The 16,353-nt window shown below is 53.6% G+C and carries 13 protein-coding genes; 8 read left to right on the top strand and 5 right to left on the bottom strand.

Annotated elements, in window-relative coordinates; genetic code table 11:
• Positions 1-6: 6 nt before the first annotated feature.
• Entirely contained in the window at positions 7-735 is a 729-nt protein-coding gene (gene ompR / locus CCY32_RS04700; protein WP_088329437.1) for a two-component system response regulator OmpR, read from the bottom strand.
• 231 nt (positions 736-966) lie between these two features.
• Between ompR and CCY32_RS04695 the strand changes: the two genes are divergently transcribed.
• Positions 967-1,374 carry an OsmC family protein gene (locus CCY32_RS04695; RefSeq protein WP_088329700.1) on the top strand — a complete coding sequence of 136 codons (408 nt, stop codon included), beginning with the start codon at positions 967-969 and terminating at the stop codon, positions 1,372-1,374.
• A 117-nt stretch (positions 1,375-1,491) separates the two neighbouring features.
• Here the strand turns inward: CCY32_RS04695 and CCY32_RS04690 are convergent, their stop codons facing one another.
• Complete coding sequence (locus CCY32_RS04690) at positions 1,492-2,394, bottom strand: phosphoribulokinase (protein ID WP_088329436.1); 903 nt, start codon at positions 2,392-2,394, stop codon at positions 1,492-1,494.
• A gap of 288 nt (positions 2,395-2,682) precedes the next feature.
• Here CCY32_RS04690 and hslV point away from each other — a divergent pair, with 288 nt between their 5' ends.
• Positions 2,683-3,207 (top strand): ATP-dependent protease subunit HslV, encoded by a 525-nt coding sequence (gene hslV / locus CCY32_RS04685; protein ID WP_088329435.1) that lies wholly within the window; start codon positions 2,683-2,685, stop codon positions 3,205-3,207.
• Positions 3,208-3,249: 42 nt separating this feature from the next.
• Positions 3,250-4,581, top strand: coding sequence for an HslU--HslV peptidase ATPase subunit (gene hslU, locus CCY32_RS04680; RefSeq protein ID WP_088329434.1), 1,332 nt, complete (start codon positions 3,250-3,252; stop codon positions 4,579-4,581).
• A gap of 763 nt (positions 4,582-5,344) precedes the next feature.
• Here the strand turns inward: hslU and hutH are convergent.
• Genes hutH through hutC form a run of 3 tightly spaced genes read right to left on the bottom strand, consistent with a single transcriptional unit; the run spans position 5,345 to position 9,246 of the window.
• Positions 5,345-6,865, bottom strand: coding sequence for a histidine ammonia-lyase (gene hutH, locus CCY32_RS04675; RefSeq protein ID WP_088329433.1), 1,521 nt, complete (start codon positions 6,863-6,865; stop codon positions 5,345-5,347).
• Entirely contained in the window at positions 6,865-8,529 is a 1,665-nt protein-coding gene (gene hutU / locus CCY32_RS04670; RefSeq protein WP_088329432.1) for a urocanate hydratase, read from the bottom strand. The genes hutH and hutU overlap by 1 nt, the downstream gene beginning before the upstream one ends.
• 15 nt (positions 8,530-8,544) lie before the next feature.
• Positions 8,545-9,246: a histidine utilization repressor gene (gene hutC, locus CCY32_RS04665; protein ID WP_088329431.1), complete on the bottom strand. Its 702-nt coding sequence runs from the start codon at positions 9,244-9,246 to the stop codon at positions 8,545-8,547.
• A gap of 163 nt (positions 9,247-9,409) precedes the next feature.
• Here hutC and hutI point away from each other — a divergent pair, with 163 nt between their 5' ends.
• From hutI to CCY32_RS04640, 5 genes are all read left to right on the top strand, one after another.
• Positions 9,410-10,639 carry an imidazolonepropionase gene (gene hutI / locus CCY32_RS04660; RefSeq protein ID WP_088329430.1) on the top strand — a complete coding sequence of 410 codons (1,230 nt, stop codon included), beginning with the start codon at positions 9,410-9,412 and terminating at the stop codon, positions 10,637-10,639.
• A gap of 306 nt (positions 10,640-10,945) precedes the next feature.
• Positions 10,946-11,293, top strand: a complete 348-nt coding sequence (locus CCY32_RS04655; protein ID WP_088329429.1) for a copper resistance protein CopC — start codon at positions 10,946-10,948, stop codon at positions 11,291-11,293.
• 18 nt (positions 11,294-11,311) lie between these two features.
• Positions 11,312-12,217: a CopD family protein gene (locus tag CCY32_RS04650; protein ID WP_088329428.1), complete on the top strand. Its 906-nt coding sequence runs from the start codon at positions 11,312-11,314 to the stop codon at positions 12,215-12,217.
• 205 nt (positions 12,218-12,422) lie between these two features.
• Positions 12,423-13,190 carry a DUF4198 domain-containing protein gene (locus tag CCY32_RS04645; RefSeq protein WP_168171421.1) on the top strand — a complete coding sequence of 256 codons (768 nt, stop codon included), beginning with the start codon at positions 12,423-12,425 and terminating at the stop codon, positions 13,188-13,190.
• Between the two features lie 996 nt (positions 13,191-14,186).
• Positions 14,187-16,271, top strand: coding sequence for an amidohydrolase family protein (locus tag CCY32_RS04640; protein ID WP_088329426.1), 2,085 nt, complete (start codon positions 14,187-14,189; stop codon positions 16,269-16,271).
• The last annotated feature ends 82 nt before the right edge of the window (positions 16,272-16,353 follow it).

Raw genomic sequence — 16,353 nt, 5'->3', positions numbered from 1 at the left:
GAGTGCTCAGCTGGCTTTACTCTCACCATCGGGGACAAACACATAGCCTAACCCCCATACGGTCTGGATATAACGAGGGTTGGCCGGGTCTTCTTCAAGCAGGCGACGTAAACGGGAAACCTGCACGTCGATACTGCGTTCCAGCGCACTGTAATCACGGCCTCTGGCCAGATTCATCAGTTTATCGCGAGATAACGGTACCCTTGGATGGGTGACCAGAGACTTCAGCACCGCGAATTCACCGCTGGTGAGCGTCACCGGCTCGCCATCGGCGGTCATCTCACGGGTACCGAGGTTGAGCTGATAACGACCAAAACTGACAAGCTGTTCGGCCTGAGATGGCGCCCCGGGAGCCTCTAGGGTACGGCGGCGCAAAACCGCCTTGATCCGGGCCAGCAGCTCTCTGGGATTAAATGGTTTGGGCAGGTAATCGTCAGCGCCCATTTCCAGCCCGATGATGCGATCCACTTCATCACCCTTGGCGGTCAGCATAACAATCGGCAGGGCACTCTCTTTCTGACGCATCCGCCGGCAAATGGATAAGCCGTCTTCGCCTGGTAACATCAAATCCAGCACCATCAGGTGAAAATTTTCCCGCTCCAGTAGCCTGTCCATCTGTTCTGAATTAGCGGCCGTTCTGACCTGATAGCCCTGTTCAACCAGATAACGCTCCAGCAAACTGCGCAGGCGCATATCATCGTCCACCACCAGAATCTTTGTTGTTTCCTGTCCCATACCCTTTCCCGGTTTATTGCCGTTTCTGCAATTGCCACTATAAGGCAAGGGCAAAGGAAAGTGAAAGACTTAGGACGTTGCCCGGGCAACGGGATTGTTACAAAAAATGACCGTTTGTTACGGCCTATGTGGATCGTCCCTGTTGGGTGTCATTGCATTCGCTGGCAGGACTGGGGCAAAATGGCGCGCAATCAGCAACCCCGCTACCTGCAACAGAATAAGGTCAATACCATGCAAGCAAGTGTTAAATGGCTCGACAACCAGCGTTTTGTGGCAACCTCAGACAGTGGCCATGGCGTGATCATGGACGGTGATAAAGCCTCAGCGGCCAGTCCCATGGAGATGGTGATGATGGCGGCCGGAAGCTGTGCTTCTGTGGATGTGGTCAGTATCCTGAAAAAAGCGCGACAGCAGGTCACCGGTGTCGAGGTGAAACTGACCGGCGAGCGTGCCGATACAGTCCCGGCGGTGTTTACCCGTCTGAATCTGCACTTTGTGGTCACCGGTTTTGACGTCAGCGACAAACATGTTGAGCGGGCAGTGAACCTGTCGGCAGAGAAGTATTGCTCCGTGTCCATTATGCTGGGTAAGAGTGTAGAAGTGACGCACAGTTTCGAGGTTTGTCAGGCGCAATTTTGATGGCGCAGAAAACCCGGTAGCGACAACAGAAATCAGGTGAAACCTTGCCTCTGTGTGGTTGACGCGGCCACTTACACCCCAGCAGAGTGACGCCGCGACGATACCGCCGTAGCGGCGTTACTTCTCTTCCACCCAGTCCATCTGGAAGCTGGCGCGACGCTTTTTATCCATCAATTCTTCTATCAGGGGCGAGAGAATCAGCTCCATGGCCAGCCCCATTTTACCGCCCGGTACCACCATGGTATTGACCCGGGACATAAAGGCTCCGTCGATCATCTGCAGCAGATAAGGGTAATCCACCGTACGCATTTCACGGCGAAATCTGACCACCACAAAACTCTCATCATGGGAGGGGATCTCACGGGCGCTGAAAGGATTGGACGTGTCCACTGTCGGCACCCGCTGGAAGTTCACATGGGTGCGGGAAAACTGCGGAGTAATGTAATGAAAATAGTCATCCATACTGCGCACTATGCTGCTCATTACCGCCTCACGGGAATGACCGCGATCCGTGGTGTCACGGACAATTTTCTGGATCCATTCCAGGTTTACTATGGGCACCATGCCCACCAGCAAGTCCACGTGCTTGGCAACATTGGCTTCCTCGGTTACCACAGCACCGTGCAGGCCTTCATAGAACAATAAATCCGTTTTTTCCGGCAGGTCCTGCCACGGCGTAAAGGTGCCGGGCATCTGGTTAAAAGGTACCGCGTCATCAAAGGTGTGCAGATACTGGCGGAATTTACCCTGACCGGTTTCGCCATATTCGCGGAACAGGCTCTCCAGCAACACAAAGTCATTGGCTTTAGGGCCAAAATAACTGATATGACGGCCTTGCTCCTGAGCTTTGCGAATTTCCACTTCCATTTCCGGACGGGTGTAGCGGTGAAAGCTGTCACCTTCCAGAAAGGCCGCATCCAGCCCCAGGTTACGGAATATATGCCGGATGGCATTGGTGGTCGTTGTCGTGCCGGCACCGGATGAACCGGTAATGGCAATAATCGGATGCTTTGCTGACATAGATAATCGCGTGATTTTGTCGAACGCTAGTTATAAGCAAGCCGGTGTATGGGGTCAAGTCTGCTGCCCGCGCACAATTGTGCACAAATATCGATAAAGGCGTCAGGAGAGGGGGTCGCAGGCGTCACTTTCGCTTAGATTTTTTTTATCCTGATCCGGTGTGGCTTATAAAAACTCTGTCGAATCGACTCAAGCTGCGCGGCTCCCTTGAAAACCAGACCTTTGCCCCAAAATAGCTAGCAATCAGGCTTTGTCTGCCACCGGCAGACACAAAGAAAAGGATCTACAGTGACCACAATCGTATCAGTCAGACGTAACAATCAGGTGGTGATCGCCGGTGACGGCCAGGTGTCTCTGGGTAATACTGTCATGAAGGGCAATGCCAAAAAAGTTCGCCGTCTGTATCAGAACAAAGTTCTGGCAGGATTCGCCGGCGGTACCGCCGACGCCTTCACCCTGTTCGAACGCTTTGAGTCCAAGCTCGAAACTCATCAGGGGCACCTGATGCGTGCCGCCGTTGAACTGGCCAAAGACTGGCGCACAGACAGGATGCTGAGGCGTCTCGAAGCCCTGTTGGCCGTTGCCGACGAAACCGCATCCCTGATCATTACCGGTAACGGTGACGTGCTGCAGCCAGAAATGGATCTTATTGCCATAGGCTCAGGCGGTCCTTATGCTCAGGCCGCTGCCACGGCACTGCTACAGAACACCGAACTCAGTGCCCGAGAGATCGCCGAAAAAAGTCTGACCATCGCTGGTGATATCTGCGTATTCACCAATCAGAACCAGACCGTTGAGCAGCTTGACTACTGATCGGCCTGAAGCCAGATAAACCCGTTTAGCAAAGGTATTCCAATGTCTGAAATGACTCCCAGAGAGATTGTCCACGAGCTGGACCGCCATATTATTGGTCAACAGGCCGCCAAACGTGCCGTGGCCATTGCCCTGCGTAACCGCTGGCGCCGCATGCAATTGAATGAAGAGTTGCGCCATGAAGTCACGCCCAAAAACATTCTAATGATTGGTCCTACCGGGGTCGGTAAAACCGAAATTGCCCGGCGCCTGGCCAAACTGGCCAATGCCCCCTTTATCAAGGTAGAGGCCACCAAGTTCACCGAAGTGGGCTACGTGGGCAAAGAGGTTGAAACCATTATCCGCGATCTGGCCGACATTGCGGTGAAAATGACCAAAGAGCAGGAAATGAAAAAGGTACGCTATCGCGCCGAAGAAGCGGCCGAAGAGCGTGTCCTCGACGCCCTGCTGCCACCGGCCCAGAACAACTGGGGTGAAAAGGAAGAAGTGAAAGACAGCGGTACCCGTCAGGCGTTTCGTAAGAAGCTACGTGAAGGACAGCTGGATGACAAGGAAATTGAAATTGATGTGTCGTTGCCACAGATGGGCGTAGAGATCATGGCGCCTCCAGGCATGGAAGAGATGACCAGTCAGTTGCAGAGTATGTTCCAGAACCTCTCATCCGGCTCCAGCTCGAAAAAGAAAAAGCTCAAGATCAAAGATGCCATGAAGCTACTGACCGAAGAAGAAGCCGGGCGTCTGGTCAACCACGAAGAACTCAAAGAGAAGGCCATTTACAACGTTGAGCAAAACGGCATCGTCTTTGTGGATGAAATCGACAAAATCTGTAAACGGGAAAATAACAGCGGCGGGGATGTGTCCCGTGAAGGCGTGCAGCGTGATTTACTGCCTCTGGTAGAAGGGTCAACGGTCAGCACCAAACACGGCATGGTCAAGACCGACCATATTCTGTTTATTGCCTCTGGCGCGTTCCAGATGTCGAAACCGTCTGATTTGATCCCGGAACTGCAGGGCCGTTTACCCATTCGGGTTGAGCTCAGTGCTCTGAATACCGGTGATTTCGTGCGAATTCTGACCGAGCCTAACGCTTCACTGACCGAACAGTATATTGCACTGATGAAGACCGAAGGCGTGAACGTCAGCTTCGCCGAAGACGGCATCAAACGTATTGCCGAAGCGGCCTGGCAGGTCAATGAACGTACCGAGAACATCGGTGCGCGGCGCCTGCACACGGTGATGGAGAAGCTGATGGAAGACATTTCCTTCGATGCCACCGACAAACACGGCGAGGCCATTGAAATCAATGCCGAATACGTGAATGCACACCTCGAAAGCCTGGTAGAAGACGAGGACCTGAGTCGCTTTATTCTGTAAATAAGCGACCGACACTGTCCGAGCCCTTTCTCAGGCCTCATGTCGTTCCCGCATGATGTTGGCGGGAACCCAGTGACCTTAAGACACCGAAAGGAAAAAGGCGCTGGATGCCCGATAAGAACATTCGGGCATGACCTGCGGATACGGGATGTTTTAATTGATACTCCTACATCATACTTTGTCGTTCCCGCAGTTGTTGGCGGGAACCCAGCGACCTTAAGACACCAAAAGGAAAAAGGCACTGGATGCCCGATAACAACACTCGGGCATGACCTGCGGTGACGTCGTTCCCGCATGATGTTGGCGGGACCCAGTGACCTTTAGACACCAAAAGGAAAAAGGCGCTGGATGCCCGATAACAACATTCGGGCATGACCCACTGTGACGTCGTTCCCGCACGTTGTTGGCGGGAACCCAGCGACCTTAAGACACCAAAAGGAAAAAGGCACTGGATGCCCGATTACGACACTCGGGCATGACCTGCGGATACGGGATGTTTTAATTGATACTCCTACATCATACTTTGTCGTTCCCGCACGTTGTTGGCGGGAACCCAGTGACCTTAAGACTCCGAAAGGAAAGGGCGCTGGATGCCCGATTACGACACTCGGGCATGACCGCCTGAGCCAAATGAAAAAGGCACTGGATCTCCGCCTTCGCGGAGATGACAACTACACAGAGAAACCGGCAACGGAAACCAAATTCAACCGTCGTTCCCGCATGTTGTTGGCGGGAACCCAGCGACCTTAAGACTCCGCAATTGCTACGACAACGTCAGTTCACTAACCAGCGAGTTGTAGGCTGCCTCGGCAATCTGCGCGGCGATGATTTCAATATCCGGCGAGAAATAACGATCGTGGTCGTAGAAGGCCACCTTTTCTCTGACCAGGGCATAGGCGTTTTCCAGCAACGCACTGGTTTTCAGGGGACGTCTAAAATCAATACCCTGGGCTACCGCCAACAGTTCAACGGCGATAATACCCCGGGTATTTTCCGCCATATCTGCCAGACGTCGGCCCGCAAAGGTTGCCATGGACACGTGATCTTCCTGATTGGCAGAGGTGGGCAGGCTGTCCACCGATGCCGGATGGGCGAGACTCTTATTCTCTGATGCCAGAGCCGCCGCCGTTACCTGCGCCAGCATAAAGCCAGAGTTCACACCGCCATTTTCCACCAGGAAAGGCGGCAGCTTACTCAGGTTACTGTCGATAAGCAGGGCCGTGCGACGCTCAGAAAGAGCACCAATTTCAGCGATAGCCAGAGCCAGATTGTCCGCGGCAAATGCCACGGGCTCGGCGTGAAAATTGCCGCCGGAAATAATGTCTTCGCCGAAAACCAACGGATTATCGGTCACCCCGTTGGCTTCACTGAGCAGAATTTCCGCAGCGTTGCGCATTTGTGTCAGACAGGCCCCCATCACCTGAGGCTGACAACGCAAAGAATAGGGGTCCTGCACTTTTTCACAGTCTTCATGGGCGTGACCAATTTCAGAGTCATCCCCCAGCAGCTTGCGGTAAGCGGCCGCCATATCCATCTGGCCTTTCTGTCCGCGAGCCTGATGGATCCGCTCATCAAAAGGTGCGCGGCTACCCATCGCCGCCTCAACACACATGGCACCGGCAACGGTGGCGCTGGCAAGAAGATCCTCGGCGGCAAACAAGCCCTGCAAGGCGAAGGCCGTGGATGCCTGGGTGCCATTCAATAGGGCCAGCCCTTCTTTTGGCGCAAAAGTAAGTGCTTGCAGACCTGCAACATCCAATCCTTCCTGACCTGTCAGAACCTTACCCTGGTAACGCACATGCCCTTCGCCCATCAACGGCATGCTCATATGAGCCAGTGGCGCCAAATCTCCGCTGGCGCCAACAGAGCCCTTTTTCGGCACACAGGGATAGACCCCGGCATTAAGCAGCGCAATCAGGTTTTCGATAACCTGTAAGCGTATGCCCGAATACCCCCGCGACAGACTGTTGATTTTCAGCAACATCATCAGCCGGACTGTGCTGTCGTCCATCAGGTTGCCGGTACCGGCAGCATGAGAGAGCACGATAGAGCGCTGCAACAATTCCAGTTCTTCGGGTTTAATCCGGGTATTAGCCAGCAGGCCAAAGCCGGTATTAATGCCATATACCACCCGGCCCTCATCCAGCACTTTTTGCACGGTGGCGGCGGATTCATTAATGGCCGCTTTAGCATGCTCTGCCAGGCTCACATTTATCGGATGACGGTCGGCGTGGCGTAAGGTAGCCAGGTCCAGCTGGCCGGGCTGCAGATTCAGTGTTTGCATTATTTGTCCTCCAGCATGGGTAAGTCGAGGCCGTTTTCACGGGCGCAGTCTTTGGCGATGTCATAGCCGGCATCGGCATGGCGCATGACGCCGGTCGCCGGGTCATTCCATAACACTCTGCCGACGCGTTTTGCGGCCGCGTCGGTGCCGTCGCACAGAATAACCACCCCGGAATGCTGCGAGAAGCCCATACCAACGCCCCCGCCATGATGCAGGCTGACCCAGGTGGCGCCACCAGCGGTGCTTAACAGGGCATTGAGCAACGGCCAGTCAGATACCGCATCAGAGCCATCGAGCATGGCTTCCGTTTCGCGGTTGGGGCTGGCCACAGAGCCCGAATCAAGGTGATCACGACCGATGACTACCGGTGCACTCAACTCATCGTTTTTCACCATCTCGTTGAAGGCCAGTGCCACACGGGCGCGATCTTTTAGCCCAATCCAGCAAATGCGTGCCGGTAAGCCCTGAAATTGAATCCGTTCACGGGCCATGTCCAACCAGTTGTGCAGGTGCGCATCGTCGGGGATCAGCTCCTTCACTTTCTGGTCGGTTTTATAGATATCCTCAGGATCGCCTGACAAGGCTGCCCAACGGAATGGCCCGATACCCTGACAGAACAGTGGGCGAATATAGGCCGGCACAAAACCGGGGAAATCAAAGGCATTTTGCACACCTTCCTCGAAGGCCATCTGGCGGATGTTGTTACCATAGTCCAGTGTTGCCGCACCGCGTTCCCGCAACGCCAACATGGCCTTCACCTGCACCGCCATCGACTGCTTGGCCGCCTTTACCACGGCCGCTTCGTCTTTTTGCCGCATCTCGGCGGCATAGGCCATGCTCCAGCCCTGTGGCAAGTAGCCATTTAACGGGTCATGCGCTGAGGTCTGGTCGGTTACCACATCAGGGGTAATATTGCGTGTGACCAGCTCTGCATACACATCGGCAGCATTGGCCAGCAGGCCCACAGACACCGGGGTGTCGCTCTGAGCGATAATTTCCAGCGCCTCATCCAAAGTGGCGGCTTTCTTATCCAGATAGCGAGTCCGCAGACGAAAATCGATGCGGGTTTCATCACATTCTATCGCCAGCATCGAAAATCCCGCCATCGTGGCGGCCAGTGGCTGTGCACCACCCATACCACCAAGCCCCCCAGTAAGTACCCACTTTCCTTTGGCGTCACCATTAAAGTGCTTTTTAGCTACAGAGCCGAAGGTTTCGTAGGTGCCCTGCACAATGCCCTGACTGCCAATGTAGATCCAGCTTCCTGCTGTCATCTGGCCGTACATCATCAGGCCTTTTTTATCCAGCTCGTTAAAATGCTCCCAGTTAGCCCAGTGTGGCACCAGATTAGAGTTGGCAATGAGAACCCGCGGCGAATCGGCATGGGTTTTAAAGACGCCAACCGGTTTACCGGATTGCACCAGCAGTGTTTCGTCATCTTCGAGACGTCTGAGCACCTCTACAATCTTGTCGAAACACTCCCAGTTGCGGGCGGCGCGGCCAATGCCGCCATACACGACCAAGTCTTCAGGGCGTTCTGCCACATCCGGGTCCAGATTGTTCATCAGCATGCGCAGGGCGGCCTCGCTCTGCCAACTTTTACAACTCAGCGTACTGCCGTGGGGCGCACGAATGGTGCGCGAGGGATCATGTCGGTTATTCATGGGTATTCTCCTGTTTCATCGCGGGAAGGTCAGATGACCACCCAGCTGATATTTACCTCCCGGATGTGTCAGTCGTGCGTGACTGACCACACCATCGCGGCACCATGTAGTACGGTGCAAACGCAAGCAGGCCGTTCCGGGTTTAATATGAAGATGGGTTTGACTGAGTGGATCGGCGAGTATCGCCTCCACCATATGCTCGGCTTCCGTAAGTGGAGCGACCGAACAGAGATATTCATGGGGTGTCACCCGGGTAAAGTCCTGTTCAAGATAACCTGGGGCCAGCACCGGATTGATAAAACGCTCTTCCAGTTGCAGTGGCGTATTGTCTTGCCAGTGGCAAATCAGACTGTAAAAAAGCGGGTCGCCAGATGCAAAATGAAAGTGACTGGCAATCAGACTACTGGCATCACGACGGTCTAATTCGATGACCTCAGCCCGATAGGCATGTTGGCGGTCCCGAATTTCGTCGGCGATATTGCGGATCTGCAACATAGATGACTGGTTTTTCAGGCTCGCCACGCAGGTGGCCGCACCCTGTGTTCGTTTTAACACCCCTTGCTCGGCCAGCTCCTGCAGGGCCCGGCGGGCGGTCATACGACTGACAGAAAAGGTCTGCGCCAACTGGTTTTCAGAGGGCACCGTGTCACCCTCTGCCCAGTTTCCGCTCTCAATCTGCGCCAGAATATGGCTTTTGATTTGCTGATATTTTGTCATGCCACCTGTTTTGCCCTGTTTCTGTTGTGGGTTGCCCTGCCCGTCTTTACCGGATCACTGGAAAACGCTTTGACAACATGCCAGAATCAACTTGTCTATACAAGATGAACCGGATAAAAATAGACTAATCTCAGTCTCAGGTAAAGTTTCACGGGAGAATTCAATGGCCGACACATTGCACGCAGATCTACTGCTAACCAACGCGCATCTGGCAACCATGAGTCCGGCGGGCGAGCCCTATGGCATCATCAGAGACGCCAGTGTTGCCATCGCCGAAGGTCGCATCCTGTGGGCCGGAAAGATAACCGAACAGCCCGCTGTGATCGCCAAGGCTGAGCACGACTGCCAGGGGCAATGGCTGTTGCCGGGACTGATTGATTGTCATACCCATCTGGTGTTTGCCGGTAATCGTGCCGACGAGTTTGAACAGCGCCTGCAAGGGGTAAGCTATGCAGATATTGCCCGTCAGGGTGGGGGCATTCGCCGCACTGTGCAGGCCACTCGCGAAGCCAGTGAAGAGGCGCTTTTGGCCCTCACACTCAAGCGCGCGCGCACCCTGATGGGCCAGGGAGTCAGTTGCATTGAAATTAAGTCCGGATATGGTCTGGATACCGACACGGAACTGAAGATGCTGCGGGTGGCCCGCCAGGTTGAACAGCATCTGCCGGTGACGGTACGCACCACGTTTTTGGGGGCTCACGCCCTGCCAGCGGAATATCAGGACGATGCCGATGGCTACATTGATCTGGTGTGTAACGAGATGCTGCCCCAGGTGAAGGCAGAAAATCTCGCCGATGCGGTGGATGTTTTCTGTGAAAGTATTGGCTTTAGCCGCGAACAAACGCATAAGGTTTTTGCTGCCGCGCAAAACCTCGGCTTACCGGTGAAACTGCATGCCGAGCAGCTGTCTAATCTTGGTGGCAGTGAGCTGGCCGCCAGCTTTAATGCCTTATCCGTCGATCATATTGAGTATCTTGATGAGGCCGGTGTCAGTGCAATCGCCAAAAGCGGCACCGTTGCCACCCTGTTACCCGGTGCCTTTTACTACCTCAAAGAAACCCAAAAGCCCCCCATTGAACTCTTGCGCAAATACAGGGTTCCGATGGCCCTGGCCACAGATTTTAACCCCGGCTCTTCGCCAGTTTGTAACCTGCCACTGATGCTGAACATGGCCTGTACCCTGTTTGCGCTGACACCGGAAGAGGCGCTTAGAGGCATCACCATCAATGCCGCCAAAGCATTGGGTGAGGCCGAGCACATGGGCAGTATCGAAACAGGCAAACTCGCCAATATTCTGCAGATGGATATCAGCCATCCCAATCAGCTGTCGTATGAAATCGGCATTAACCCGCTAAACCGTGTGTGGCATCAGGGCAGAATGTTAACCCGTTAAGCCCTGGGCCATACCCGCAGTAAACTTTCCGGGTAAACCTTCGCCACGCGGCATTGAGCCATTGGGCGACATTCAGGCCTTCTTGCCTGACGATGTAACTCCTGAATGTCGGGCGTTCCCCGTGGGCCACATCGGCATGGCCGAGCAGACAACTGCCTGAGGTGACAAATCTTTTGGTTTGCGTATGATCCCCATCTAAGCAATCCGAGCCTGGGTTATTACTCATCTTCCACGGGTAATACGATGCACTCCAGATGGCTTATGGCATACGCAAAGAAGGTTTTTTAAATACTAGCAAAGGCAATTATGAAAAAATTAATCAGATTCTTATCCGTCATGATGTTTGTGTTTTCCGGCACTGCGCTTGCGCACGTTCAGCTTAAAGAGAGCGCCCCCTCTGACGATACAATATTGACCGATTCACCGCAGGTATTGTCGTTAACCTTCAGCAGCGATGTGCGTATTGTCAGGGCCTCCCTGTCAAACCAGCAAGGAAAGAAAATTGATTTCGGCTTTAAGCCATCAATGCAATCCGATAATCACTTCTCCTGGCAGTTACCTAAGCTCGTAGCTGAAGACTATACCGTAGAGATTATTTTCTTCGGTACAGATGGTCATAAGATGAAGGAAAGCCTCAGCTTTACCGTTAGCTAGTTCGGAGCAGTATAAAACATGGAAATGTACCTTTGGAACAGCGCAATTGTGCTGTCAAAACTGCTTTTTTATCTGGGCTTTGCGGCGGCGACCGGGTATACATTTTTTGTCTACAGCAAGTCCTTTACTTCCAGGTCTGCCGCCGATACGGAGCTTTCTGCTTACCGAAGATTAACGATCAGCATCCTGGCGGTGGCATTCATGGCCAATATCGTCGGTTTTTTTGCCACTACTGGCGCAATGGCTGAAGATGGCATTCGCGGTGCAATGGATCCTGCCATTGTCGCCATGATGTGGAGCACCGCCACTGGCGATACGGCATTGATGCGTGGAATTGGGCTTATTGCAGCACTCTTGATCCTGTTATTACCCATGGCGTTGGGGTCGACTAAAAAAACCCAAGGTGCCAAGCACCTAATCATGATGACGGCAGTGTTGCTGCTGGCGTATTCCTTCGTCCAGCTCGGACATATCTCTGAACGTGGTTGGCTTAATCAGGCATTGCTGATGTTTCATGTTTTCGTCATGGCCTGGTGGTTTGGCGCATTATTCCCTTTGAAACTGGCCTGCCGCTCTTTCAGCGATGAGAAGCTCGTTGAAGTGATGGAATCATTTGGCAAACAAGCAGTTTACATGGTTATTTCTTCAATACTTGCCGGAGTGATAATGGCAGTCGAACTCATTGATAGCCTCGCCGCTCTTTTCGAGTCGTCCTACGGCCTGACGTTGTTGATCAAGGTAGTTTTAGTCATCAGTATTTTAGGTATCGCCGCCACAAACAAATTAAAACGGGTTCCTTCAATCAAAGACGGCACCGGACGACGGTCATTATCGAGGTCCATTTCGATAGAGATCATGGTGGCTTGTTCAATTCTGCTGGTCACCGCTGCACTGACCTCAGTGGTTTATCCAGCGTCCTCGTAAAGATAACCCGTACTCTGGTTGTACTGGCAACACGGATAGGTTCTGCGTGTGTACCTGGCACTGAGGCTCATGGTACAAGTCTATACAAGCTGTTGAACAACAAAAACATTGTGGTCAAAACGGCGCACATTGATGCAGACAGTCAAAGCCGTAATGCGGATACCAAGGGATATCATCGGAAATGACACATTATAAATTGAAGAACATGTTAAGCAGATTTCTGGGCATTTTCAGTTGCCTGTTATGCCCGCTAGCCTTGGCCCACGATACCTTTTTGTTGCCGGTTCAAAATACCGTTTCAGTCAGCCAACCGGTGGAAGTGAGAATGACCAGCGCATTAAGCTTCCCGGATCTCACCTGGGGAGTCGCTCAGGAACGAATTGCACTGGCTAGTGTACAGCTAAATGGAGAGACGATAACGCCATTGTCCTATTCAGAAGGTGAAGCCTTTCTTAGTATTGGTTTCACACCACAAAACGCCGGTGTGAGTACCGTTGCAATGAGTTCCAAGCTCCGTTCCGGTGATATCGGTCACGAGAATGTAGACGGGTATCTGGACGAAATTGGTGCCTCATCAGACATTAAAGACGCCTTCAAGGCGTTGCCCGGCAATCCGTCATTACACAGAAGCTATGTGAAGCATACCAAGACCTTTATCTGTGTTGAGCCCTGTGATGACAAAAGCACTTTTATGTCAGAGCCTGTTGGGCAAACCTTAGAATTTGTTAAAGCCAGTGGCTCGGCCGATGTTTTTCAGCTTTTGTTTGAAGGGCAACCGCTTACGAATCATGACGTGAAAGTAAAAAACACCTCAAAAGAAACCTTCATGCTCAAAACAGATGAAAGCGGACGGCTTGAGCTGAATGAACAAATATCCGGAACCTTCATGCTCGCCGCAGTTGCCCTGACGCTTCCCGACAGAACCGATGGCACCTATCACAGTGATCAGGCTACGCTGGTGTTTTCACGCTAAGAAACCGTTTCTAATCGAGCCGGGCTTGCAAAGACTCTACTGGGCCTGGTGCGCTGACATAAAACGGTCATGCCCGAATGTTGTTATCGGGCATCCAGCGCCTTTTTCTTTCGATGTTTTAAGGTCGCTGGGTTCCCGCCAACAACATGCGGGAACGACGCCACCCCAGGTCATGCCCGAGTGTGGTTATCGGGCATCCAGTGCCTTTTTTCTTCCGGAGTCTAAAGGTCGCTGGGTTCCCGCCAACAGCATGCGGGAACGACGCCACCGCAGGTCATGCCCGAGTGTGGTTATCGGGCATCCAGTGCCTTTTTTCTTCCGGAGTCTAAAGGTCGCTGGGTTCCCGCCAACACCATGCGGGAACGACGCCACCGCAGGTCATGCCCGAGTGTGGTTATCGGGCATCCAGCGCCTTTTTCTTTCGGTGTCTTAAAGTCACTGGGTTCCCGCCAACAACATGCGGGAACGACGCCACCGCAGGTCATGCCCGAATGTGTTTATCGGGCATCCAGTGCCTTTTTCCTTTCGGTGTTTTAAGGTCACTGGGTTCCCGCCAACAACATGCGGGAACGACGCCACCCCAGGTCATGCCCGAGTGTGGTTATCGGGCATCCAGTGCCTTTTTCTTTCGATGTTTTAAGGTCGCTGGGTTCCCGCCAACAAAATGCGGGAACGACGCCACCCCAGGTCATGCCCGAATGTGTTTATCGGGCATCCAGTGCCTTTTTCTTTCGGTGTTTTAAGGTCACTGGGTTCCCGCCAACAACATGCGGGAACGACAATCAGCCACATCAGCGTCCCGTTATTACCCCGGCCCCGTGTCCTGCGCTGATTAGATTGTCACAACACACTGGTGTTGCCATTGTGCTGAATAACCTGAATTCGGGACAAAGCCCGTTGTGTTTTGCGCTCTCAGCGCTATAGACTGGTGAAAATCTGCTCTTTTGCCGGGCAATACGGCGGTGGGCTAAAAACGGAACAACCGGAGACACAACAATGAAAAGAATCATCTGGGGCGCCCTTGCCACTTTGCTGCTGGGCTGCTCTGACGCCCCCGTGGCACCTGATACTACGCAGACACCCGCCGTTGAACAGGTTAGCACCCATCGTTTTACGGTAATGCTGAACGGTAACAAGGTCGGCCATCTGCATGCCACCCATGAGCTGGCTGCCAGCGATCCCGGCCAGACACTTCGTATTGATTATGACTACAAGAGCAATGGTCGCGGGCCAGCCTCAAAAGAGGTGATTACCTTAAACGCACAAGGCATTCCACAAAGCTGGAATATCAGTGGCAATACCACCTTTGGCAACCCCGTTGCAGAGAAGATGCAGCGCCAGGGTGCCACTGCCAGCTGGGAAGATGCCACCGGCAGCGGCGAAGCCAGCATCACACAGCCTGCTTTATATGTGCCGCAAAACAGCAGCCCCTACCAGACATATGTGCTGGCCAGCGCATTGCTGCAAACCGAGACACAGAGCATGCCTGCGTTGCCCGCCGGCACTCTGAGCCTGAATAAGCTACAAAGCCTGAGCGTAACCGGGGAAGATGCGAAGGCACAGATTACCACCTACGCCCTGGCCGGGGCCGATATTGACCCCGATTACCTGATACTGGACGACCAACAACGCTTTTTCGCCTTTATTCATCCGCGCTTTATTGTGATCCGCGAAGGCTTTGAGGCTGAAGAAGCGCGCCTGCGTCAGTTGGCAGCCAATTACTCCACCGAACGCTTCGAGCGTCTGCAGGCAAATTTTGCCCATGCGTATGCGGGGCCGGTACGTATCACCGATGTGCGCCTTTTCGAGCCCGAAAAACTGGGGCTTTCTGGGCCGGTTTCCGTGGTGGTTGAAACGGGCCGCATTGCCCGGATTGATAGCGCTGACACCCCGGCTCAACCCGGTGAAACCCTGATTCAGGGTAACGGCGGCACGCTGGTACCCGGCTTGTATGATATGCATGGCCACACCGGAGATGATGACGGGCTGATGAATGTGCTGGCCGGTGTAACGTCGATCAGAGACATGGGCAACTCACTGGAGGTGCTGAGCGAACTGATAGACAAAATCGACGCCGGTATTCTGGCAGGCCCCCGCATTACCCGTTATGGCATGATTGAGGGCAAGAGCCCGTCGAACAACAACAACGGCATTCTGGTAGAAACCCAGGAGCAGGCCCTGGAAGCCGTGAGAACCTATGCTGACCGTGGCTTTCCGGGCATAAAAATCTACAACAGCATGAAAGGTGAATGGGTACCGGCCATGGCCGAACTGGCAAAATCACTGAATATGCGGGTTAGCGGCCATGTACCGGCGTTTTCCAATGCCAATGAAATGATCAAGGCTGGCTACAACGAGCTGACCCATATTAATCAGGTGATGCTGGGCTGGGTACTGGAGCCGGACGAAGACACCCGTACCTTATTGCGTCTCACCGCATTGGATCGCCTGCCAGAGCTGGATTTAAGCAGCGAGCCGGTGCAGACCACCCTGGATTTGATGGTTGAAAACAATGTGGCCATTGACCCCACACTGGCCATTCACGAATACCTGCTGCTGTCACGCAACGGCGAGACCCGCGCCGGCGTAAGAGACTACATCGACCATATGCCGCCGGGCGTGCAGCGCAGTGCCAAGGTTTCGCTGGCAAAAATTGATAGCCCGGAACAAGACGCAGCCTATCGCGGTGCCTATGAGCAGATTGTGAAAACCCTGAAAATGATGAAAGACCGCGGCATTGTGATAGTGCCGGGCACCGATCTGGGTGGGGCGTTCAATTTGCACCGCGAGCTGGAGTTATACCAGCAGTTTGGCTTTAGCCCCGCTGAAGTACTGAAGCTGGGCAGCTACGATATGGCCCGGTATCTTGGCCATGAAAATCGCGGCAGCATTGAACCCGGGAAGCATGCCGACTTCTTCCTGGTGCCGGGCAATCCGGTTGACGACATCAAAGCCATCAAGACCATCAGCATGGTGTCGCGTGGCGGCGTGTTTTATTACCCCAGCGAAGTCTACCCCGAGCTTGGTATTACACCTTTTACCGACAAACCACAGGTCGATGAAGTCAGCGCGTCGCAATAGGCCCAAATACCCACAAGCAGGTTATGCCCGAGTGCAACGCTCGGGCATCCTCCCTCAAACGGTCATACCCGAATGTCGTTCT

The organism is Lacimicrobium sp. SS2-24, from assembly GCF_002201535.1.
Classification (GTDB): Bacteria; Pseudomonadota; Gammaproteobacteria; order Enterobacterales; family Alteromonadaceae; genus Lacimicrobium.
The sequence above is the reverse complement of the archived record's forward strand: the minus strand, read 5'-3'. Positions and strand labels throughout refer to the sequence as shown.